Genomic DNA, 23,014 nt, shown 5'->3' on the forward strand with positions numbered 1-23,014 from the left:
TATTTAATCGTTACTGTTGTATCTCAGATACAGCTTTATTGCTAGGTCTGAGTGATTAGGCTTTTGCTCGCTAGCTGCATGATCACCTTTTGGATCTTTTCCGTTGTCCATTAATTCTGCTTGAACACGCGATAAAAAGTTTTTGCTAGTCATCACATCAGCCATTCATAAAATCTGCCATCTATGAAAAATTTTGGCGATATAAGTATGAAAAAGCGAGTGATGACTCTCGCGTTAGCGGCATCATTAACGGGATGTGTGACGTTCCCAACTCAAGAATCTGAGCAAGTACAGGTGCTTTGGGACAATGTGAATGCGATTGAAAACTGTGAACTAATGGGTACCGTGATCGGCTCAGAAGGACACTTTTACGATTACTGGTTTCACGCAGATAAAGACATGGTTTGGGGGACGCTAAACCAAATGCGCATCAAGGCGGTGGATTTAGGCGCAGATACCTTGTACTTGTATCAACCGTTGAGCTTTTCTACGTCAGTGACGATGTTTGCAAATGCTTACAAGTGCAAACAGTAGCGATTTTCTTGCTCATAATTGAAAGACAGGCGCTGCTCGCCTGTCTTTGATGCGTTCTACAAATACTGGAGACTTTGCGTTAATTAACGTTTGCTGTCGCCACCGCTGATGTATCAGAAAACGACAATGTAAAGTCTCGCTCGGTATTAAGCACTTTGGCTGGAAACTCTAAGCTCAACTGCGTATGTGGCGCGACTTCTGAAGCAATGCTAGTAACGAATTTTCGGGTTTCTCCAGGAGAGATCGATATGTCACTTCCACCTTGTGATGAGAGCTCAGCGATACCCATTGTTTCAAGTGTGTTACCTGCAGTATCCGCCAGGTGTAATAAAGACTCTGACTTGTAGATTAATTCTCCACTTTCTGTGCGATATGCATTAAACGAGTTGAAATTTGGTTGCAATGATCCTTGTGAACCAATGTTAGTAACGGAAAATGTCACATTAGCGCCATCAAAGTTCTCGACTCTTACAAGTACGTTACTGTCTTGGTAACGAGCGGCTGCCGCCGCAGTTGCTTGCTGTTTCTGCCTCTGTTTCTCTTTTTCAATGTCGCTTAACTGTTTCTGCTCATTAGCGATTCGATTCTTTGCCATGTAGTACGACTGATCGACCATTGCTATTAAAGCGGGGATTGAATACAAAGTGAGGCCTTCCAAATGGTCAAAGTCGATTTTGGCATGTTGAGTACGTTTATGATTAGAAAATTGGCAGTAACCATCAATCAAACTGATTAAAGCCACTTCAAAAGTGCCCTGTAATCGGCTTACTTCCTGTGCTGCTTTCTCTAGATTTGAGCGGACTTTCCGAATCTCTTCCAAACTCTTTTGTGAAAGACGACCGTTTGGCGATACGTCGTTAGAAACCGAAACCAGTTCTTCGGTCACAAATGGATTGTTTTCGGCAGGAATCACCGTAGTGATACGGTTAGATTTGGTGATGTCTTCGCCTAATAAAACTATCATTTTTTGCGATGCGGCGGTTGTGTTGCCCACTAATACGTCACTACAGTTTGGCGACGTATTGGCATACCCGGCGAATGCGGTAAAAAGTGAAAGTGTAACGGACCAGCCGATGGTGACGAGTCCTGTCGTGGTTCGAGTATTCATCCTGATAACCCCTCTGTCATTTGGTGCGATTCACTGACGTAATTGCCAATCAAAAGATTGGCTCGCGACATTCAGAATGGTTCTGGTCAACCCTTCGTAGTGGGTATGCCCACAGATGCTTTTTTAGTCGTTTATCAACCGCTAAGCCACGATTGATAAAGTGTCTGAAATTGAGAGCATTAACGCTGCGAAGTTGATGTCTTTGACTGAAAGATAGACGTAACTTTTCCAACCATCAAATACGTGATTGAGTTCTCATTTTTATATGAGTGAGAGGTTCAAGAGAAAACAGGCACTTACTGTAGAGAGTTGATTTGAAGGAAAAATATAAATTTTTTTTGGGAACTTTTTTGATGCTGCCTTTGAGACTTTTTTTGAATCTCAAAGGCCGGTTCTTACACTCGCGCTCAATTACAACGTGTTGAGGACATCCGCGAGTCGAGAGACAGCTGTCGTCAGTTCTTCTGGTGTAGCATTGGTAAAGTTAAGACGCAGAGCGGCTTTTACCTTTGAACCTTCTGGATAAAAGACCGGGCTCGGCACTACAGCAACCCAGTTTGCGAGAAGGTTTTTCGCCAGTTCGAAGGTGTCGCATTCTGGAATTTCGACCCAAACGAACATACCACCATCGACGGGTTTGAGTACGCAACTTTCTGGCAGCTGTTTTTGCAGTTCAGCAAACATGACATCGTAACGTGATTTGTAAAGCGCACAGATGGTTGAAATGTGCGTTTCGAAGTTGTCATGTTGCAGTAGACCATGCAGCAAAGCTTGCATAGGAATACTAGAGTGCAGATCGGCACCTTGTTTAATTTTGATGAGTGGCTCAAGGTAGCTACTCTTGCCCGTAACTACACCAATACGCAAGCCTGGTGAAGCTATTTTGGAGAAAGAGCGCAATACGATGGAGTGCTGCGGGCAGAAATCCGAAACTAGCGGCAGTGCTTCACCAGAAAAACGCAGCTCGCGGTATGGTGCGTCTTCAATGAATGCAACGTCGTATTGGATACAAAGTTCGGCAACTTTTTGGCGAGTCTCTAGCGCCCAGCATACGCCCGTTGGGTTGTGAAAATCGGGCACAGCATAGAACATTTTCGGTTGCTGTGTAGCAAAGCATTGTTCAAGTTCTTCAAGGTTTGGACCACACTCGGTTTGTGAAACGGTCACGATGTTGGCTTGCACTAGACCGAATACTTGCATAGCACCAAGGTAGCTCGGTGCTTCCATCACCACTTTATCGCCCGGATTCACGTACGCACGCGCAATCAAATCTAGCCCTTGCTGAGAGCCCGTTGTGATCATAGCCAAATGAGATTCCGGCAGCTGGTAATAATCGGTCAAAAAGTTAAGTAGCGGGGCGTAGCCTGCTGTTGCGCCGTATTGAAACACCTCTGGCATATTAGCGAGGTTTTCGAGCGTCGGTTTCATTAAGTCGATCGGGAAGGTTTTTTCGTCCGGCAAGCCACCTGCAAGAGAAATGACGTTCTTATCGCTCGCTGCTGCAAGGATCTCTCGGATGTAGGATGACTTAGTTTGTTGTAATGACTGTGCGATTTCCATGTGCTGTGCTTCTCGTAATTGTCTTTTTTATGTCAGAAATAGTATAGGTAAATTGCCAAGCTTGGTGTGTCCATTTATGCTGTTAAATATGTCCATTTATGCTATTTAAGCGAAAGTTTACTCCGTGAGCCATCAACAAGTTTCCAGAATCAATGACGTGCTGTTTTACATTCACCAGGACATTAGCAGAGATTTATCGGCTAAAGAGCTAGCAGATGTAGCAGCCTATTCTGAACAGCACTTCCATCGTATTTTTAAAGATGTGGTAGGGGAGTCTGTCCATCAATATATCCGTCGCACAAGAATGGAATACGCCGCCAATCAACTGATGTTTGATACCAGCTCATCGGTGTTAGACATTGCTAACAAGTGCGGCTTTAGCTCGGTATCTTCTTTTAGCCGAGCGTTTAAAGCAACGTTCGCTATGTCTCCTGGTGCGTGGCGAAAGCATGATTTACAAGTCGCAGAAAAGCCGTATCTAAAAGATCCGGAAGTGGCTGCGGGTTATCATCGGGTTGCGAAACGCGAGTTGCCAGAACCTAAAATTATGGAGGTTCCACAACGCTTTGCGGCTTATGTGCGGCATGAGGGTTATAGCCGTTCCATTCGCAATGCGTGGCTGATTTTGAAGGCGTGGGCAAGCTCTGAGAATCGGGACTTTTCGGTTCAATACGGTTTGCATCACTCCAACCCCGCTTGGGTCGAGCTCGATAAGTGTCGCTATGTGGCTTGTATGGCGATTGATAAGCCGCTTAAAGTACGCGGTGTCGTGAATCAAATGACGATTCCGGGTGGTTTGCATGCTGTTTTTCGCTTAACAGGGGTATATGGAGAGCTTCTTCCTCAATTGAGTATGGTGTTAGAGAAGTGGTTGCCGAATTCAGGCTTTAAGCAGCGTTCTACTCCCGCTTATGTTCACTATCATAAAAACCATTTCCTCAGCCATGATGAGGCGTTTGAGCTGGACTTCTATCTGCCCATCAGCTTTTTCTAACTGGAGTATTTATTTACTATCCGTAAGGAAGAAAATGCTAAGCTCTATATGGTGATTTTTTACAAATAATTGAAAATTAAATGAACATCGATCATGTAAAGCTATTTGTCCGTTTGGCTTCGACACACAACATCAGCATGGCTGGTCAGGAGCTTGGACTTTCTCCTGCTGTCGCTAGCGCACACATCAATAAACTTGAGGACAGCTTAGGAGTTCGTTTAGTTCATCGCACCACACGCAAAGTTTCCTTAACTGAAGAGGGGCAGGCATTTTTACCTCACGCGGAGGAGGTCCTTGCAACAGTGGAGGCAGCAAGGGGAGCTGTTGGCTCAGGGCAGAGCGCGCCAACGGGAGTATTACGTATAACCGCCTCTGCAACTTTTGGTCGCTTGCATATTGTGCCCGCATTAAAAGGTTTTATGGCGCGTTACCCAGGGTTAACCGTGGACTGCCGATTTTCTGATTCCATTATTGATCTGGTTGAGGGAGGTTTCGATGTCGCCATTCGTGTCGCTGAGTTGAAAGATTCTTCATTGGTCGCAAGAAAGCTTGCGCCAGATCGTCGTATTATCGTTGCATCACCAGATTATATTGAACAATTTGGGAGACCTAACAAGCCCCAAGACTTGACGAATCATCAATGTATTAACTTAGTTGGAATGAATAATTGGTCATTCAATACAAAAGATGGAATGGTCAATGTAAGAACTTCTGGTCGTTTTAAAACTGATAATGGTGATGCGATGAGAGACGCGACGGTAAACGGGTTAGGTATTTCTATCAACTCGGTTTGGAGTGTTTATCAAGAATTACAAAGTGGTCAGCTAGTGGAAGTACTCGAAGATCACCCTTTAGCGATGGATGCTGGGATTTGGGCTGTGTACCCAAGCTCTCGTTTAATTGCGCCTAAGGTGCGTGCCTTTATTGATTACTTTGCTGAATACTATGGCACGCCACCTTATTGGGAGTTTGCGGAAAAGTGATAATAAGTTTCAATTATCGAATACATTGTTTTTAAGGTCCGAATAAAAACGAACCTCAAGATAATTCTTAATTGTTATTAATAGAGTTTGCTTAGGATTAATTCAATACTATCAATTATCTGCTGTGTTTTGCTTTGATCTAATGCATCAGGGTGTGGGGGCGCGAATGCTTCAATGTCATTATCGAAGTACATACCATGCGCTTGAGCAAACTCTTCTGATAGCGCAGCGCGAGTTAGAATATCTGCTCCTAAGCGGATATCACCACCAGCAACCCCATAAGCATCTTTAACCATCTTACTACCTAGGAATGATTTTGGGTTTACTGATACCAACATAGGGCCAGTGTTCTTAAGCTTTAGTCCGATTGCTCGTGACCACATCGTTAATGCCAATTTGCTTTGGGCATATGCTTCGCCATCTGACAATGGTTTATTACCGACTAAAGCGCTAGTGTTTACTGTTGTTTGTGCAGCTGAAGACAAATTAACCACACGACCCGTATCACCGAGCAACGGCAATAGCTCTCTAGTGAGTAAGTAGGGAGCAATGGTGTTGACTGCGAAGCGTACATCAAGACCCTCTTTAGTTCTTGGATTTGGTGTTGCGTACACACCAGCATTGTTAATGATGACGTCTAAACGATTGAACCGTTCTGTTATCTCCATCACTATCTGTTTTACCGCATTGGGAGAGGATAAATCAGCAACAAGGCTTTCAACTTTACCACTTTTCATCTCCCTCAAACTTTGCTCAACTTGTTGAATTTTCTCTATATTCCGGCCATGGATTATTACGTGTTGTTCACGGTTAATTAACATTTTCGCGGTTTCTAAACCAATACCGTCAGTAGATCCAGTAACTAGAATTGTCTTTCGCATGATCGCTCTCATTGTTGAGGGTTATTATAGAACGATCATAGTGGCATCTTTTGCATTCGACTATTGAGACTAAAAAGAAAACACTTTCTAGGAAAAATTGAAAATAACTTTGTTGTTCTTTTTGTGGACGGTGCGACGAATTAACGTCTCATTAGATGCTACGGTTATACATGTGGTGCTCAAAAATTAGGCACTGTTTTGTACTCAAATAATAGCCAAGAGGTCTCTATGTTAGGTGAAAATCACTCATTAACTCATGAATTCCCAGAACATTTGGATACCATTACTCAGCTTACCGAAAACGATGCATCATTTGCTGAAACCGTTAAAAACTACAATGCTTTAGATAAGGAAATCCGCGTACTAGAACTTCAAGGAAGCCCGATTGATGATCACGAAATGAACGTGTTAAAACATAACCGGGCTGAGCTCAAAGACTGGCTCCACTCGCGAATAATGGGTTCTTAGTGACGAAATGATCATCGGCTCGTAAATTGCGGGCCGATTTTAGTTCCAATGGACGATGCCAAGTGTGCAAACATTAGGAGTGCTGAGCAGGAGCTTGGAGCGGCAGGTGACCAGTTTTTACCCAAATGATCGTTTCTTGCTCTACAAAAGGAAAATGCTCGCTCATATGTGGGCTTCGAATCCAAGAGAGAGCGGGATAGGTACCTAGCTCGTCTCTAAACTCTCCTGACAATACGAAAATTTCTTCACCACCAAAGTGACGGTGTGGTTGAAACTTCTCACCTTTTGGCCATTTAACCAACGCGACATGTTCGTGCTCAAAATTATGCAGCGGCATGACTTGCAACCCACCGACACCACTCTGCCAGCTCGCTTGGTTTGTATTAATGCGAACTGTTTCAAGATCCTCAGATTCGAACTGATTTAGTTTAACTAAAATCACACAGCCTTCTTCGCTAAATGGTGCGTGTTGACTTCCTGGAGGGTTACGAAGGTAAGTGCCGGCAGGGTAGTCACCGTATTCGTCAGAGAATACCCCCTCGAGCACCAATATTTCTTCTCCTTGAGGGTGAGGATGAGTCGAAAACTGCGAATTTGGCTCGTACTTAACGACGCTGGTGGTATGCCCTGATTCTTCGGCTTCTCGTTCCAAAGGTTTGCGCCACACACCTTTGGAAGGGCTGGCGCTCCATTCCTGTTGAGCAGTATCTATCACGATTCTTTTTGAAAAATCCATATTCAACATATTGAAATTCCGTTACTTATTTAATTACTAATTCTCATTAGTATACGTATAAAAAACATCAATTGATTCATTTGTTGATAGCCCAATTCATGGATTGAGTACGAACATGAAATCGGAGCCTAATTTAAATTTCCGCTTGTGTAATGAGAATTGTTATATTATAACATCGAAAAATTAAATGTTATAACATAACAAAAAGGAAAAAGTAGTGAATAAGAAATTGGTGTCTCTCGTGATCGGTAGCATTTTTGCATCCCCTGTTTTTGCCGACACACTATCGAACCCACAGATTGGTGTTGTTGTTGATGGCTACTACCAAGATGGCCAACGTCATAATTCTGAGCGCGAAGAAGGCTTTGGTCTAGGCCATACGGAATTAAACTTCTCATCAAATATCGACGACAAGTTTTACGGCGCATTGACCGCGGTTCTTGAAAGTCATGGTGATGATACAGAATTAGAGCTTGAAGAGGCATTCATCGAAACTTTGGCATTGCCATATGGTGTAAATGTGCGCGCTGGCCGATTCCTATCTGACTTTGGTTACCTGAATAACCAACACATGCACACCGATAGCTTTGTTGAGCGTCCAATTGCTTATCGTACTTTCCTTGGCTCGCACTACTACGATGATGGTGTACGTGCAAACATCGTGTTGCCAACCGACCTTTACGTAAAACTTGGTGTAGAAGCGCTCAGTGGTAGCAAAATGTCTTCTGTTGAAGATGGTTCTGAAGTTGGCGTGTACACCACGACGCTGAAGCTTGGTAGTGACTTCTCCGAATCTTCAAGTTGGCAGTTTGGTTTAAGTTACCTGCGTAACGAAAACGGCAAGGTTAAAGAATTCGAAGATCACGACCACGGTCATGAAGAAGAGCATGAGCACGATCACCATCATGGCGCAGCAGTGACAGGTGCGAACCTTTACGGTGCTGATTTTGTTTGGAAATGGGCACCAGACGGTAATTACAAATACAGCAACTTCACGCTATCGGCTGAATACATGCTGTTAGACGGTGTGGTAGACAGCAAATATAAAAACGATGCAGAGTCACCAGACAACTTAAGCGCTTACTATGTTTCGGGTGTTTATCGCTTCAACCCAAGCTGGTCAGCAGGTCTACGTTACGGCGAAGCAGAAAGCTACGATGGTCATGCACACGGCGACCACATGCATTTCACTGAGCTGAATGATAAAGAAATGGATGCGATGATCGCATGGGATTCTTCTCATTTCGGTACTATCCGTGCGCAATACACTCGCATTGATAACCAAGACAGCGAGACAGACAACGTGTTCACTCTGCAATACGTGATGACATTTGGAGCGCACGGTGCTCATGCGTTCTAAGCTGACATTGAATAAATGCAGTTTGGTGATGATGGCAGCAGGAGCTGCCATCATCTCTTCGCCTGCTTTGGCTCTAAACATTTTCGTTTGTGAGCCAGAATGGAAAGCCTTTCTTGAAAGCCACGCGCCAGATGCCAGTATTTATTCAGCGACAACGGCTAAGCAAGACCCACATTACGTACAAGCTCGTCCTTCTTTGATTGCGAAGATGCGCCAAGCGGACATGGCAATGTGCTCGGGTGCAGAACTAGAAGTGGGGTGGTTACCTATGCTGCAAGTTCGTAGCAGCAATGCGGCGGTGCAAAATGGTGCGCCGAGCATGATCTACGCGACGGACTTCGTGCGCATGTTAGATACTCATGCTCACGTTGACCGTAGCATGGGAGATATACACGCTCACGGTAACCCACATGTTCAATTTGCGGCAAATGACATGATTCCATTATCTCGTAAAGTCACGGATCGCCTAAAAGCGATTGATCCCGACAACGCACAAAGTTACCAAGTGAATGGTATGAAGTTTCGTGCTCATTGGCGTAAAAAGCTTAAAGAATGGAATGAGAAAGGGGCTGCTTTAAAGGGTAAGCAAGTTGTCGGTTATCACGCGACGTATCGTTATTTGTACGATTGGCTCGGAATGAAGCAGATTGCCGATCTCGAACCTAAACCGGGCATTTCACCGACCACATCTCACCTGCAATCACTTACCAAGTTAGATGCTGACAGTTTTGATGCGATTGTTTACTCCTCTCATCAGGATCAGCGTCCAGCGAACTGGTTGCAAGATCATACTGACAAACCTGTGATTCAACTGCCATTGACCGTTTCTGAGGGTGAAAACTTGGATGAGATGTACGATCAAGTCATTGATGATTTACTGGATGTGTTAGTGCCGCCCGTTCCTGTGAAGATCTGAGCCATGGCTGATTATGCATGGCTTTTACCTGCGGTTTTGTGTGGTTTAATTGCGTTAGTTGGCAACATCGTTCTGGGGCAACAAGTTCTTAATCGTCAGATCATCTTTATAGATTTGGCGGTGGCGCAAGTCGCGGCATTGGGGGCAGCACTTAGCCACTACTGGTTGAGCCAATACGCGCTGTTCTCAGGCTCATTCTTTGGCGAAATGATTGGCCCTTGGGTGATGTCTTTGATGCTTTGCGGTTTGATCGCCCTTATGGAGAAACGATACCAGCAGCATTTAGAGCCCATGATTGGCAGCTTGTTTGTCGTGTCTGCATCGCTGGCAATCCTGCTGGTGAGCAAAGACCCACACGGCGGAGACTTTATTCAAGGCATTCTTAATGGGCAACTGTTATGGGCGACTTGGGCAGACGTCTGGCCTTTGGCACTCATTACCGCTGCGATGTTGCTATTGGTTTGGTTAAAACCTGCGTTTATGCACGGTAGTGGTTTTTATCTGATCTTTGCTATTCTGATGCCCATTACGGTCAAGTTAACCGGCATTTATTTAGAATTTGCTTTGTTGGTGATTCCAGCTTTATGTGCGGCAGCATTGAAGGGAACTCGATTCTTTGTCGCCAGTATCAGCATTGGTATTGTTGGGATCTTATCGGGTATTGCCGCATCGGCTCGCTATGACTTACCGAGTGGTGCGAGTATTGTGATCACCCTGTTTATTGCTGGCATGTTGTTTAATCTCTTGCTTCAGCCTTTTCTGGTGAAAATAACAAAACCAGCTTTTGTAAGAGATTAAGAGACAAGTAATATTGGTCTGATGAAGTAGTATTTGATTAATCAGACCAATACTTTTCTATCCAAGCCCTCCAATCGTGTAACTTTGCGCCTTCCAACACACTTTCTTACGTTGATCTTGCCATAGTCATCAAGTTGCCTTGATTAGTTCACATCCGACTCCCACACTGTTTCTATAGTTTTTATAAGATATAAAAGACCCTGCGTATGAGAAGCGCAGCTGTAACGCGACTAGGCATAAAAACAAAAACGCTAGGGATACAAGCGAATTTGTAATCTCAACATTTAAGGAAGACCAAGATGAAACCGGAAAAAGTAGCAGTAGTCACTGGTGCGGCTCGTGGTATTGGCCAAGCGATTTGTGAACAATTACTGGAGGATGGATTCCACGTAATCGGGCTAGACATATCGCCCGTGGAATGGAGTCAGTCGGCGCAGCTAAGCAGTTATCAAGTCAACTTGTGTGATGCCGAAGCCGTAAGTGAAGTAGTAGAAAGTGTTGTAGAGCAGCACGGAAGAATCGATGCTCTGGTTAACAACGCGGGCATCACTCGAGATGCATTGTTGCCAGATATGTTAGAGCAAGACTGGGACAGCGTGATCGACGTGAACCTAAAAGCGGTGTTCTTACTCACCCAACGTGTTGCTCCTGTCATGCTAGAGCAGGGCACAGGCAGTATTGTTAGCATTTCTTCTATAGTGGGAACGGATGGTAATATCGGCCAGAGCAACTACGGCGCAAGTAAAGGCGGCGTCATCTCAATGAGCAAAGGCTGGGCGAAAGAACTTTCAAGAAAGGGTGCACAGATACGCGTCAACTGTGTCGCGCCAGGCTTTATCGCCACCGACATGACCAAGAACCTGCCAGAGAAAGTCATTCAAATGATGGAAGGCAAAACCCCATTAGGGCGCATGGGCTCAGTTCAAGATATTGCCAATGGCGTCTCTTTCCTAACCTCAGATAAGAGCGCCTACATCACAGGCCAAGTGCTCAAGATTGACGGTGGGCTGGTGTTATAGCTCGCTAATCAAAACGTCAAATAACAAACGCCCTTTACTTATATGAAGGGCGTTTTTGTTTGAGGAACCCGACTTATGTGAGTACTACTAACTACTAATAGAAAGCTTCGATGCCGCTTCGAGTTGAGTTTTTGAAGCAAAAGGCCAATACGTTTGAATAGCGTCTCCTCTTAAACACTGCATTCCCTAAAGCACAGTATTCCCAAAAGAAAAGCCCACCGAAAAGCGGGCTTTGTTCTCTTCTAATAACGAGAAAAATAACTAGTAGCTCGCTTGAATGCTGACACCGCTATAGTTTGAGTAACCTTGAATCATGACGTGATAACGTCCACTTTGCGTCGCACTGACCGTACATGTTTCATTGTTACCGTATTTGAAAGGTCGGCAGTCCCATGCATTCAGTGCTGGTTTTGCTCCAAAACGGAGATACAAATCCGCATCGCCACTGCCACCATACATTTGTACGGTTAAGCGCTGCCCAGCTTCTAAATCAACATAGTAATACGCTACTTGACCAGTTGAACCACTTAAACCACTTACTGGCACGCCCGAGGTTAATTTGCCTTCTGGGTCCGGTGTTGGGTCTGGGCCACCGCAGTCTTGGCCACAATCTGCATCCGTTAAGCTATAAAGTAGCTTGTTCACGCTGCCTCTTGTGTCCGTCACTTTTCCGCTAGTTGCGCGGCTAACGATCAAGGCCTCTACTTGGCTTGGAGACAGTGAACTGTTTTCTTGAAGATACAATGCTGCTACACCCGCCACATGTGGCGTCGCCATCGAAGTGCCACTAATGGTTTTGTAGCCACCGTCATACCATGCAGATTTGATTTGTGAACCTGGCGCAAATACATCCACACAACTGCCCCAGTTTGAAAAACTCGAACGTGCATCCGTGCTAGTGGTCGATCCGACAGTTACTCCGGAAGCAACGCGTGCTGGAGAATAGTTACACGCATCGGCGTTGGAGTTACCTGCTGCTAGCATAAAGCTGACACCTGACTGAACCGCACTTTGCACCGCACTATCCAGAGCGACGGATTGACCGCCGCCTAAACTCATGTTGGCGACTGAAGGTCCGGAAGCGTTCGCAGCCACCCAGTCCACACCGGCAATAACACCAGAAGTAGAACCCGATCCGGTACAGCTCAATACTCTCACGCCGACAAGGTTGACGTTTTTCGCAACACCATACAAGCTGCCGCCAATGGTGCCCGCTACGTGTGTGCCGTGTCCATTACAGTCACTTGCATCTGCATCGTTATCGACAAAGTCATACCCTGAAACTGAGCGACCACCGAACTCAACATGCGCGTTATTCACACCAGTATCGATGACATAAGCCGTTACCCCAGTCCCATCAAAGTTGGCACTGTAGTTGTTATCGAGTGGCAAGTTTCGTTGGTCGATTCGGTCTAGTCCCCAAATGGCATTGGTTTGATTTGCGTCTGCCGAGACTATTGGGTCAAGCGATAGGATTCTGTCTTGCTCAATGTAGTCCACACGAGGATCAGAACGCAGATCTTTTAGTTGCTCAGGACTCAAGTTAGCGACAAATCCACTTATCGAGTGGTCAAAAACCGACTCCACTTTTACCGAATACAAACCAGACATGCGGTCTACGGATTGTTGCGTGAATTGCTCGAATTCCGTTGAGTTGCTCGCCATCATTTGCGGTTGTTGAAATACCACTATGTAGCGATCTGCAATGGCGATCTCGTCCGGTGCGAGCATTAATGTGGCTGGTAATATGTCCGGAGCTTGTTGTAACTCTGCACTGTCCCCAATCTCATTGGGTTGCGAAAAAGCGAGAGAAGAATGAAAACAGAGTGCGGAGGTGATACAACAACTTAGTAGTTTCTTTAACATAAAATGTTCCTCGAAATCATAGTCTTGTTGATTTTTACCTAGTACCAAACTGTCAACACGAAAACACAGACAATCAGCGTAGTGCGTGCTGAAGTGACGTTACACAAGTCAAACTAGACAATGAGCAATCATATGCATAACTGATAATAATTCGCATACTCAGAAACATGATCAATAACCAAGCTTTATTGAAATTGAAATGCAAAGATTCATTTAGACTTAGAGCAAAATCCCTAAAATAGAATAATTCTACACACCTGAAATATTGCCTGTTATATGACTTCATCTTACCGATAATTTACGCAATAAAAACCTAACTATCCTTTTATTGGTCATAACTCAAATCGGTTGATAGATGTTAATATAGCCACCTGATTTCTGATGTTTTTAACTCATGGTTACTATCCAAGTTCAATATCGTTTCTGTAATAAAACAGAGCCCGTTCGTGAACATGGAAAAGGGCATTCTGGCTCTCCTCGCTCCAGATGTATCGAGTGTCGAAAGAGCTTTAACTCGATTACGTTTACGAAGCCCGCAAGCCAGATGTAAAAGAAAAAACTGTTGATATGTCAATGAATAGCTCTGGCGTTAGGGAAACAGTACAAGTGTTGAATGTCGTATACAACACAGTATTGAGTACTTTAAAAAATCTCGCCAAGGTAAGTAACCTCAATGCCTTTCGATAAAGCAAATATAAGACTAATTTGTAAACTTGAAAGGCTAGCTGTATTGGTTGAGGTATATGAGGAAAACACTTCCCCATTTAAGAACTGAAACACACTTTTGCCCCTTTTCGTGTTAGCACGGAAACTGTCCTGCTACCAGACTTGTGTTTCAATAGTGCCTTGTAGTATCGAAAACACTTACCACAAACTCTAGAGATTTATGTACTATACCACCTACTGGAAGCTTGATGGGTGGTATTGACGTGAACTTATCTCAAATTGATCTGAATTTGCTCTTTGTTTTAAAGCACTTGCTCGAAGAGAAGCATGTATCTAACACCGCTATGGCTTTAAATATGAGCCAGTCTGCGGTAAGTCGAGCACTGCAAAAAATGAGAGTTTTCTTTAATGACGAATTACTGGTGCGCAAGAAATACGGCTATGAACTGACTCCAAAAGCAGAGTCAGTAAGGCAAGACATCAATAATGTGATTACCAGTTTAGAAAAACTTGCCCATAGAGACTCGTTTGATCCGAGCACTGTATCAAGCACCGTTAAGGTTTACGGCCTTCTTCCTCAGATTAATACCTTAATGCCTAAGGTTATCGCTAAGATTCGGCAAGAGGCTCCAAACCTTAAGGTCAGTTTGGACTCAGCACCAAAACGTCATTTTGATGCGTTGGTGGCTGGAGATGTTCATTTCGCACTTTCCTCTCATCAACCGCCAAGCTCTGAGCAAAATATCTATCGAATGGTTGTTGCTAAGCGTACTTTCCGTTTGCTTATGAGCCGCTATCATCCACTGGCCGATTTAGAGCTAACTCCAGAGCGTTTGGCCGAATTTGACTTTGGACAAGTCTCTTTGCAGGGTGAGAAGCGATTGTCGTTTGAGCATAAATACCAAGAGCTAGGGTTAGCGAACAAAAAAAAGCGTTTATCAGCGCCAGTGCAACTGAATAACTTTAGTTCTGCTCCAAGTATCGCTGCGGAGACTGAGATTATATTTCATCTACCGACACCTTTTGCAGAGGCAGCTTGTCAAGACCCTCGCTTGATCGTTCGAGAAGTACCTGCCGAGCTACAGTTGGACTTTCAACAAGTCTTCCTATATTGGCACAAACGCTTTAACGATGATCCTATGTGTGAATGGGTACGAGAGATCTTTAAACAGCTCTATGTTGGAACCGATACTTTAGCTTAAATGCTTATATCGGGTAATTCGTGGTTAACTATTCGTATATTGGATAGTGATATTCTCTTTTCTCGATAGTGATTAACTTGTCAGTGATTATGATAATCAGGTTTAATTGATAATAATTATTAAATGCAATTACATTTTAAGCCTATTCAATATGAAGCCTCTTTTCACATACTCTCTATTTTCTACATCAGTTGTTTCTGCTTGTATTACTGTACCTATGGTCGTTGTTGCAAATGACCAGTTACCTGAGACTGGTATCAATACAACAGCAATGGAAACCGTAGTGGTTACAGCCTCTGGTTACGAACAGAATGTCACAGAAGCGCCAGCAACAATAAGTGTTCTCACCCGAGAGCAACTTGAAAATCGCTCATATAAAGATTTGACTGATGCTTTAAGTGATATACCTGGGGTAACCGTTACAGGAGGTGGTGATGGCCAAGATATCTCAATTCGAGGTATGCCTGCTCAATATACGGCCATTCTTGTTGATGGCAGGAAGCAGTCTGGTCGAGAAACTCAAACTAATGGTAGTACGTTTACTGAACAAGACTGGCTTCCCCCGTTGAGTGCAATTGAACGTATTGAAGTTGTACGTGGCCCTATGTCAACCCTTTATGGGTCTGATGCTTTGGGGGGTGTGATTAATATTATTACGCGTAAAAATTATCAAGAGTGGCACGGAAGCTTGCGTGCAGAAACGACGCTTCAAGAAAATTCAAAATCTGGAAATAGCTATCAAGGGCAGCTTTACCTTGCTGGCCCTGTCATTGATGGTCTGTTGAGTACTTCTTTGACTGGACTGTATCAGGAAAGAAAAGAAGATGAAATTGAAGGTGGTTATGCAGGTAAGACACTCGACAACTATCGAGCTTCTTTGTACCTCACACCTACCTCGGATGACACTTTTACTCTGGAGTTCACCAATCATAACCAAGAGCGAGAGACCACTCTAGGTAAATCAGTGGAGCGAGAGTCTCAAGTTGCAGTACGAGAATATGAACGCCAATCTATTGGTTTTAGCCACGACGGAAACTACTCTTGGGGTACAAGTTCTTCATTTATCAGTAATGAAACAGTAAAAAATATCGGTGCAGATAAAGAAGTCGAGAATAGTCAAATTAATACGCAATGGGGTCTGCCTCTTAATGCTCACTACTTAACACTGGGCGCATCTTTCGAGCAAAAGGATCTGACTGATAATAAACTGTCATTGACCTCTAAAAACAAGCAATGGGCAGTATTTGCTGAGGACGAGTGGTATCTCACGGATACATTCGCTCTCACCCTTGGTTTACGTTACGACGACAATGAGATCTTTGACGGGCAATTTAGCCCAAGAGCTTACGGGGTCTGGTCTATTGACCCTAGTTGGACGCTAAAAGGTGGTGTGTCTACGGGTTATCGAGCACCTAGTTTGACACAAATGGACGAAGAGTGGGTTCAAGAGAGCTGTAGAGGGCGTTGTTCTATTTACGGTAATCCAGACTTAACAGCAGAAACCTCCATCAATACAGAGATGGGACTGTATTACGTTAATGAGCGAGACCTTTCTGCAAACATTACTTTGTTTTACAGCGACTTCAAAGACAAGATCGAAAGTGAGTTTGTCGATCCGACGTGTACTGATAGCAGAAGTTGCGACCGCACTTACGTCAACATTGATGATGCGAACAGCTATGGTGCAGAAAGTTCCGTATCTAAGGGTATTACAGAGTCAATTACACTAAGTGCAACCTACTCGTATACTCGTAGTGAAAAGAACACTAATGACGATGATGATGGCTTGCCTCTTGTACAAGCACCTGAACATATCTTCTCACTTAATGGTGATTGGGCAGTGCGTGATGATGTTGCTTCATGGGCCCGCATGAACTATCAAGGCAAAGAGAAAAACAACATCACTAGTGATAGCACAAGAACGTTGGCACCTTCTATTACTTACGTGGATCTCGGTGTGAACTGGCGTGTAACTAAGAATGTGAAGTTAATGGCAGCGGTTTATAACTTGTTCGATGAGCAAATCACAGAGGAAGAGTTTGGCTACATTGAAGATGGCCGACGCTACTGGTTAGCTGCTGAAGCGACTTTCTAATCTACTTACTTTTTTAAGCGAATAACAAAACAATGAATACGAAAATTAAGTCTGCGATGACCTCTCTGCTACTTATGCCCTTTGTCTGTTTGGCTGGGGAGTTCAATGTAGAGAAGGATATCTTGTTCAAAACTGTAGGTGAAAGAGAGATTAAACTCGATCTTTATACTCCTTCGGTTGAATCAAATACTCAGTACCCGTTATTAGTCTGGGTACATGGTGGTGCATGGAAACGTGGGAGCAAAGACGCCATCCCAGAAAAGAACCCATTATTACTTCAGTCTGTGTTGAATGAAGGTTATGCGCTAGCTTCAGTTGATTATCGTTTAAGTGGAGAAGCGATCTTTCCTCAACCAGTACAAGACATTAATGATGCACTGAACTATTTGTACGACAATGCTGAAAAGCTCGGTATTAAAGCGGACAATGTTGTGATAATGGGACGCTCTGCTGGCGGGCACCTCGCTGGCTTTATTGGTGCGACTAACTCGGCATACAACCAAGTAGATTTCTATGAGCCACCAAAGTACAAGGTCTCAGCCGTAGTAAGCTTTTTTGGCCCTACCGATTTACTTGAGTTAAGTAATAAAGGTGGCAAGAAAACCAGCAAAAAATCGTCTGTATCTCGTTTCTTAGGAGATATTCCAAACAATATTCCAAAGCTTGCCAAGAAAGCATCAACGACGAGTTATGTGAATGAAAATACTCCACCATATATACAGTTACACGGCACCTTGGATAAGCGAGTGCCTCTATCTCAAAGTGAGATACTTAAGGCTAAGCTTGATGAGCATGGAGTTACCAACCAACTTTTCATTGAAGAAGGTGTAGGACACAGTGCACCTGTCTTTGATACCGAGAAGTACGTTACTCATGTTTTGGACTTCTTAAATAAACACTTTCCGAACTAACGCTCTAGTCAATATAAGGCTTAAAAGTTCAAGGGGAAATACTGAGCCAACTGTGATTACAGTTGGCTTTTTCATGTATCTCTATTGGGCATTTTATCATTCTGATTAATGGGAGCGGCTGGCTCATTTTCAGGCAGTGGTTGAATAAATCTATGACTACTTTAGGGTATGTATTCTAACGTACTTCTGTCCAAAAAAGTGTTTCGTTAGCTTGAATTAGAATAACAAAGCGCTCTTCACGAAAGTTAAGGGCGTTAACAGCCTTTCAAGTTGTTTGAAATGAGGTATCGAGATCCGCTTCGCTCCTAGTTACGTTCAACCTTAGCTGCTACTTTTCATCAACAAATAGAGATGAGTTACCATCAAGTAGCATAGGGAAGCGAGTGAGCACTATTCTCTCAAATGAACACTAAACCCCTTCTTTGTAGCCTATCACCTTCAAACTACTTCCTCTAGCGCTAACAATTAATTCAAATGTGCGCTGGTTAATGATTTTTCTGTAAGTAACACAATTGAACGTGATAGAAGTAACAAAATCACCTCTTTGCGGTAACGTTCCCGAAAAGTTTATATATTATCGCCCTCATTGATATAAGTAGTAGAGACGCTCTGAGTACGAGCGCTCTGAAATTCAGGCTTTAGATGGACATTTAAAGTCACCATAAGTTTGCGATTTTTCTTGGGAACGTTTGCAATATGCCTAAGTATAAATTTACGTGAGACTATGGAAATGAAACTACACACTTTGACGATGGCAGTAGCGCTTGGACTGGTTACTGCACCTGTATTCGCAGCAACAGATGTTGACGCTCTTGAAAAGCGAATTAATGAATTAGAACAGAGACTTGAGCAGACAGAAAAAGCATCCACAGAAGCAAATGAGAAAGCCTCAAGCTTTGAGTTTCATGGCTACGCTCGTTCCGGGCTGCTCATTAATGATGATCTGAATGGTGCAGTGGGTACTGGTCCTTACATGACGGCAGCTGGTGCTATTGGCGCGCCAATTGGACGATTAGGGGTTGAGGATGATCATTATGTGGAAGCAAACCTTATTCACAAACGCTTTGCAGATGATGGTTCCAGCTCATTGTTCCGAATCATGTTGGCAGATAGTACGGAAACCAATAACGAATGGACAGCGAGTGAGAGTCAATTAAACGTTCGTCAGGTATATGCTGAGCTAAACAAGTTGAGCATGTTCTCTGAATCAAGTGCGTTTGCTGACGCGACGTTTTGGGCTGGTAAACGATTTGACCGTGATAACTTTGACATTCACTTCTTTGACTCGGATATTGTTTTCTTATCTGGCACTGGTGCTGGTGTGTATGACGTCCAAATGAGCGAATCATGGAAAGCAAACTTCTCGATCTATGGTCGTGATTTTGGTGAGATTGATAGCTCGTCAACGGATGTTGAAAACTATATCGCGACAATGAACAACCGCTTCGGTAATTGGCAATTGATGCTGAGCAGCATGACGTCAGCTGATAACAATGATCGCGTAGAAGGCGCAGCGGACAAAGGTTTACATGCGATGTTTGCCTACCATGGCGATACCTTCTTTGGCATGAGTGAAGGCTTTTCTAAAACTGGTATTTTGATGGGTGATGGATTGGGTGCGGAACTTAAAGGCATCGGTTCAAACGGAGATTTGTTAGAAGACGCAAAAGCCGTACGCTTGTTTAGCTATGGTGTAACACGCATCGGCGACAACTGGCGTGTAGCACCTGCGTTGCTAGCAGAACACAGCCAAGATCGCTTTGCTAAAAATGATGAATTTACGTGGGCATCGTTCAACATCCGCTTAGCGCAAGAGTTTACGCAGAACTTTGAGATGGTTTATGAAGGCTCATACCAATACATGGACCTAGACAATGCGATTGATAAAGCAAGTGGCAGTTTTTACAAAGCGACAATTGCACCAACGCTTAAGATGTCTACCGCTGCAGGTTTCTTTGACCGTCCGGAGCTACGTTTTGCAGTTAGCTACGTTGATTGGAGCGAAGACTTGAATGGCTACTCGATTAGCCAGGATGCGGGTGCTGCAACGATGGGTGATGGTGGTGAAGTTCTGTTTGCACTGCAAATGGAAACTTGGTTCTAAAGGGACCTAACCTACAAAGAGTAATAAGAAAAGCGCCAACTGATTTCAGTTGGCGCTTTTTCATTAACAGGACTGACGCTCAATAGTTTTGAAGGTTAGTACCATCTTACTCATTTCAAAACTTCTGTTGGCAATTCTATCTAGTAACAGTTTCGCACCATTTTCCCCTGCTTTATCAAATGCATAGTTAAATGTTGATAAGGTTGGGGTGCACACTGATGCGAGCTCATCATCACCAACGCCTAGCACTAAAACGTCTTTACCCGGTGTTAACCCGAGCTCTTGAATCGCTCTCATCGCACCGATAGCAATACGGTCTGTCGCACAGAACAAGCCATCTAGCTTAGGGTTCTTTGTTAAGTGTTGTTTTGCCAATGAATAGCCAGAATCGATGGTAAAGTCACCACGAGCATGGAAGGCGATCTCAAAACCATGATGCTGTAGCGCTTGAACAAATCCTTCAGAGCGTTGCTTATCTACCGCGATATCGTCACCTTGCACACCAATAAAACCCATGGTTTGGCAACCTTTTGCAACCAGTCTATTTCCCGCTTCAAACCCTACTCGTGCGTCATCATGAATGATGCTTGGAATATTAAACATGGAACCATCTTGACCGACGAGCACAACTGGAACGGCTGAGTTTTGAATTGCTTTTACCAGTTTGGAATCGAGGTGGGTGGCGTAAAGAATGATCCCTTCAACCCGTTTTTGGTTAAAGATCTGAATGTACTCCAGTTCTTTTTCGTGGGCTTGGTGAGTGCTAGCAAGTAAGACATGTTTCCCGGCTTTTTCAAGGACATCGGTTAATCCATCGACACCTTGGGATGTGGCATGAGAGGAAACCCGAGGAACAATGACACCAACCAGATTGGTCTTTTGAGATTTTAGATCTTTAGCGACTTGGTTCGGCACATAGCCACACTCCGCTACTGCTTGGCGGACCTTCTGTTTTGTCGCTTCTTTTACGCCATACTCATCGTTTATAACCCGTGACACTGTTGATTTTGATACGCCAGCCAGACGGGCGACATCATGCAGACTCGCCATTGTTCCTATCCATTCTGTTTTTCGTTTTTGGGATTGTTTGCAAAGAGAAGATGAAAAGCTCTTTGATAAGTAGCGATTCTAACCTCCTATACTGCTCTTAGGGAGAGAATTTGACGATCATTCTCACATTCTCTCTGCTTTATCTTTGATCATTTGGTTTTATTGAGCAAAAATCTGTTTTGCAAACGTTCCCGAAAATTTCGCAAGCTCAGATAATAATCCAATGGGGTATGAAATGAATTATCCGGCAGTAGCAAAAGAGTTGTTAACTCTATTAGGTGGTAAAAGCAACATCACCGCACTTGCGCATTGTGCGACACGCTTACGCCTTGCCGTTGCAGATGAGCAAAAAATAGATGAACAAGCGATTGATAACCTTGAAGGAGTAAAAGGGCAGTTCAAAGTTGCGGGTCAGTACCAAATCATTTTTGGATCAGGCATCGTAAACCAAGTTTATGCAGAAATGGCGAAGTTGACGGGGATGAGTGAAATGTCCACCAACGACGTTGCGTCTGCTGGCGCAGAGAAACAAAACATTGTTCAGCGCGCGGTGAAAGGGCTGTCTGATATTTTCGTCCCAATCATTCCCGCAATCGTCGCTGGTGGTTTGTTGATGGGTATCTATAACCTATTGACTGCTCAAGGCTTGTTCATTGATGGCAAATCTTTGATTGATGCCAACCCAGGACTGACAGACTTGGCGAACATGATCAACACGTTTGCGAACGCGCCGTTTGTTTACCTGCCTATTCTGCTGGCATTTTCAGCCAGTAAGAAGTTTGGCGGTAACCCATATTTAGGGGCGGCGCTAGGTATGTTGATGGTTCACCCTGACTTGCTGAATGGTTGGGGATTCGGCGGCGCATCTGTGTCTGGCAACATTCCGGTTTGGAATATTCTTGGCTTTGAAATCCAAAAAGTGGGTTACCAAGGTTCGGTGTTACCGGTTTTGGTATCGGCATTCATTCTTGCGAAGGTTGAGCTAGGCTTACGTAAAGTCATACCTTCTGTTTTAGACAACCTTTTAACGCCATTACTGGCGATTTTCATAGCGGGTTTGCTGACGTTTACTGTCGTCGGTCCGTTCACGCGTGATATCGGTTTCCTATTGGGTGATGGTCTGAACTGGCTATACAACACTGCTGGCTTTGTTGGTGGTGCGGTATTTGGTCTTATTTATGCTCCGTTTGTTATTACTGGTATGCATCACAGCTTCATTGCGATTGAAACTCAACTTCTTGCGGATATTGCGACGACGGGCGGCACCTTTATCTTTCCTATTGCGGCGATGTCTAACGTTTCTCAAGGAGCGGCAGCGTTGGCGGTGGGCGTGATGAGCAAAGATAAGAAGATGAAAGGTATTGCGATTCCATCGGGTGTTACGGGTTTGCTGGGTATTACAGAGCCAGCCATGTTTGGTGTTAATCTAAAACTACGTTACCCATTTATTGCGGCAGTTTGCGCTGCGGCGTTATCGAGCGCGTTCATTACAATGTTTAATGTGAAAGCTCAGGCATTGGGTGCAGCAGGTCTTCCAGGCATCATTTCTATTACGCCAGAGAAGATTGGATACTACATCGCGGGTATGGTGATCGCGTTCTTGACCGCATTTGTTCTCACCATTGTTCTTGGTATGCGTGACCGCGCTAAAGTTGGTAGAAAAGCAGCGGCTTAATCTGAACTCCTTAAGGGTGGAGTCCCCCAAAATCCACTTCTTTTCCTAAATGTTTGGGGTGCTAGCCAAGCACTAATGGCTTGGCTAG

General features: G+C 44.1%; 20 protein-coding genes and 1 pseudogene. 14 read left to right on the forward strand and 7 right to left on the reverse strand.

What is annotated here, in order from left to right; genetic code table 11:
* Nucleotides 1-3: 3 nt before the first annotated feature.
* Nucleotides 4-165, reverse strand: coding sequence for a hypothetical protein (locus tag R7Q39_RS10270; protein WP_005373751.1), 162 nt, complete (start codon nt 163-165; stop codon nt 4-6).
* 42 nt (nt 166-207) lie between these two features.
* Here R7Q39_RS10270 and R7Q39_RS10275 point away from each other — a divergent pair, with 42 nt between their 5' ends.
* The gene (locus R7Q39_RS10275) at nt 208-534 is read left to right on the forward strand and encodes a DUF4156 domain-containing protein (RefSeq protein ID WP_017633591.1); all 327 of its coding nucleotides are present in this window, start codon (nt 208-210) and stop codon (nt 532-534) included.
* Between the two features lie 79 nt (nt 535-613).
* Here the strand turns inward: R7Q39_RS10275 and R7Q39_RS10280 are convergent, their stop codons facing one another.
* A complete protein-coding gene (locus R7Q39_RS10280) occupies nt 614-1,642 on the reverse strand; it encodes a hypothetical protein (protein ID WP_017633592.1) in 1,029 nt (342 codons plus the stop codon).
* 411 nt (nt 1,643-2,053) lie between these two features.
* Nucleotides 2,054-3,202 carry a PLP-dependent aminotransferase family protein gene (locus tag R7Q39_RS10285; protein WP_017819834.1) on the reverse strand — a complete coding sequence of 383 codons (1,149 nt, stop codon included), beginning with the start codon at nt 3,200-3,202 and terminating at the stop codon, nt 2,054-2,056.
* 124 nt (nt 3,203-3,326) lie between these two features.
* Between R7Q39_RS10285 and R7Q39_RS10290 the strand changes: the two genes are divergently transcribed.
* A complete protein-coding gene (locus R7Q39_RS10290) occupies nt 3,327-4,196 on the forward strand; it encodes an AraC family transcriptional regulator (protein ID WP_005387011.1) in 870 nt (289 codons plus the stop codon).
* 80 nt (nt 4,197-4,276) lie between these two features.
* Nucleotides 4,277-5,179, forward strand: a complete 903-nt coding sequence (locus R7Q39_RS10295) for a LysR family transcriptional regulator (protein ID WP_017633593.1) — start codon at nt 4,277-4,279, stop codon at nt 5,177-5,179.
* 77 nt (nt 5,180-5,256) lie between these two features.
* On the opposite strand, the gene R7Q39_RS10300 is transcribed toward R7Q39_RS10295, so the two are convergent.
* Entirely contained in the window at nt 5,257-6,060 is an 804-nt protein-coding gene (locus tag R7Q39_RS10300) for an SDR family NAD(P)-dependent oxidoreductase (protein ID WP_170896902.1), read from the reverse strand.
* A 228-nt stretch (nt 6,061-6,288) separates the two neighbouring features.
* Between R7Q39_RS10300 and R7Q39_RS10305 the strand changes: the two genes are divergently transcribed.
* Nucleotides 6,289-6,528, forward strand: a complete 240-nt coding sequence (locus R7Q39_RS10305; RefSeq protein ID WP_005373737.1) for a YdcH family protein — start codon at nt 6,289-6,291, stop codon at nt 6,526-6,528.
* Nucleotides 6,529-6,601: 73 nt separating this feature from the next.
* On the opposite strand, the gene R7Q39_RS10310 is transcribed toward R7Q39_RS10305, so the two are convergent.
* Nucleotides 6,602-7,273 (reverse strand): cupin domain-containing protein, encoded by a 672-nt coding sequence (locus R7Q39_RS10310; protein WP_318076047.1) that lies wholly within the window; start codon nt 7,271-7,273, stop codon nt 6,602-6,604.
* A gap of 208 nt (nt 7,274-7,481) precedes the next feature.
* Here R7Q39_RS10310 and R7Q39_RS10315 point away from each other — a divergent pair, with 208 nt between their 5' ends.
* From R7Q39_RS10315 to fabG, 4 genes are all read left to right on the forward strand, one after another.
* Nucleotides 7,482-8,624 (forward strand): hypothetical protein, encoded by a 1,143-nt coding sequence (locus R7Q39_RS10315; RefSeq protein WP_171345897.1) that lies wholly within the window; start codon nt 7,482-7,484, stop codon nt 8,622-8,624.
* Nucleotides 8,614-9,540, forward strand: coding sequence for a metal ABC transporter solute-binding protein, Zn/Mn family (locus tag R7Q39_RS10320; RefSeq protein WP_171342629.1), 927 nt, complete (start codon nt 8,614-8,616; stop codon nt 9,538-9,540). Before R7Q39_RS10315 ends, R7Q39_RS10320 begins: the two co-directional genes overlap by 11 nt.
* A gap of 3 nt (nt 9,541-9,543) precedes the next feature.
* On the forward strand, nt 9,544-10,338 hold the full coding sequence (locus tag R7Q39_RS10325) for a metal ABC transporter permease (protein WP_318076048.1): 795 nt from the start codon (nt 9,544-9,546) through the stop codon (nt 10,336-10,338).
* 299 nt (nt 10,339-10,637) lie between these two features.
* Nucleotides 10,638-11,357, forward strand: a complete 720-nt coding sequence (gene fabG, locus R7Q39_RS10330) for a 3-oxoacyl-ACP reductase FabG (protein WP_017633598.1) — start codon at nt 10,638-10,640, stop codon at nt 11,355-11,357.
* 261 nt (nt 11,358-11,618) lie between these two features.
* Here fabG and R7Q39_RS10335 read toward each other — a convergent pair whose 3' ends face one another.
* A complete protein-coding gene (locus R7Q39_RS10335; RefSeq protein WP_318076049.1) occupies nt 11,619-13,223 on the reverse strand; it encodes a S8 family peptidase in 1,605 nt (534 codons plus the stop codon).
* A 394-nt stretch (nt 13,224-13,617) separates the two neighbouring features.
* Between R7Q39_RS10335 and R7Q39_RS10340 the strand changes: the two are divergent.
* From R7Q39_RS10340 to R7Q39_RS10360, 5 genes and pseudogenes are all read left to right on the forward strand, one after another.
* A pseudogene (locus tag R7Q39_RS10340) lies at nt 13,618-13,941 on the forward strand (IS1-like element transposase); the annotation flags it as partial.
* A gap of 196 nt (nt 13,942-14,137) precedes the next feature.
* Nucleotides 14,138-15,091 carry a LysR family transcriptional regulator gene (locus tag R7Q39_RS10345; RefSeq protein ID WP_318076050.1) on the forward strand — a complete coding sequence of 318 codons (954 nt, stop codon included), beginning with the start codon at nt 14,138-14,140 and terminating at the stop codon, nt 15,089-15,091.
* Nucleotides 15,092-15,242: 151 nt separating this feature from the next.
* Nucleotides 15,243-17,186 (forward strand): TonB-dependent receptor domain-containing protein, encoded by a 1,944-nt coding sequence (locus tag R7Q39_RS10350; protein ID WP_033906196.1) that lies wholly within the window; start codon nt 15,243-15,245, stop codon nt 17,184-17,186.
* Nucleotides 17,187-17,218: 32 nt separating this feature from the next.
* A complete protein-coding gene (locus R7Q39_RS10355) occupies nt 17,219-18,097 on the forward strand; it encodes an alpha/beta hydrolase (RefSeq protein ID WP_017819845.1) in 879 nt (292 codons plus the stop codon).
* Between the two features lie 730 nt (nt 18,098-18,827).
* Complete coding sequence (locus R7Q39_RS10360; protein ID WP_171346107.1) at nt 18,828-20,201, forward strand: carbohydrate porin; 1,374 nt, start codon at nt 18,828-18,830, stop codon at nt 20,199-20,201.
* A 63-nt stretch (nt 20,202-20,264) separates the two neighbouring features.
* Here the strand turns inward: R7Q39_RS10360 and R7Q39_RS10365 are convergent, their stop codons facing one another.
* The gene (locus R7Q39_RS10365) at nt 20,265-21,251 is read right to left on the reverse strand and encodes a LacI family DNA-binding transcriptional regulator (RefSeq protein WP_017819847.1); all 987 of its coding nucleotides are present in this window, start codon (nt 21,249-21,251) and stop codon (nt 20,265-20,267) included.
* 235 nt (nt 21,252-21,486) lie between these two features.
* Here R7Q39_RS10365 and R7Q39_RS10370 point away from each other — a divergent pair, with 235 nt between their 5' ends.
* Nucleotides 21,487-22,926: a sucrose-specific PTS transporter subunit IIBC gene (locus R7Q39_RS10370; protein WP_017819848.1), complete on the forward strand. Its 1,440-nt coding sequence runs from the start codon at nt 21,487-21,489 to the stop codon at nt 22,924-22,926.
* Nucleotides 22,927-23,014 lie beyond the last annotated feature (88 nt).

It is taken from the genome of Vibrio sp. 947 (genome assembly GCF_033339115.1).
Lineage (GTDB): Bacteria > Pseudomonadota > Gammaproteobacteria > Enterobacterales > Vibrionaceae > Vibrio > Vibrio alginolyticus.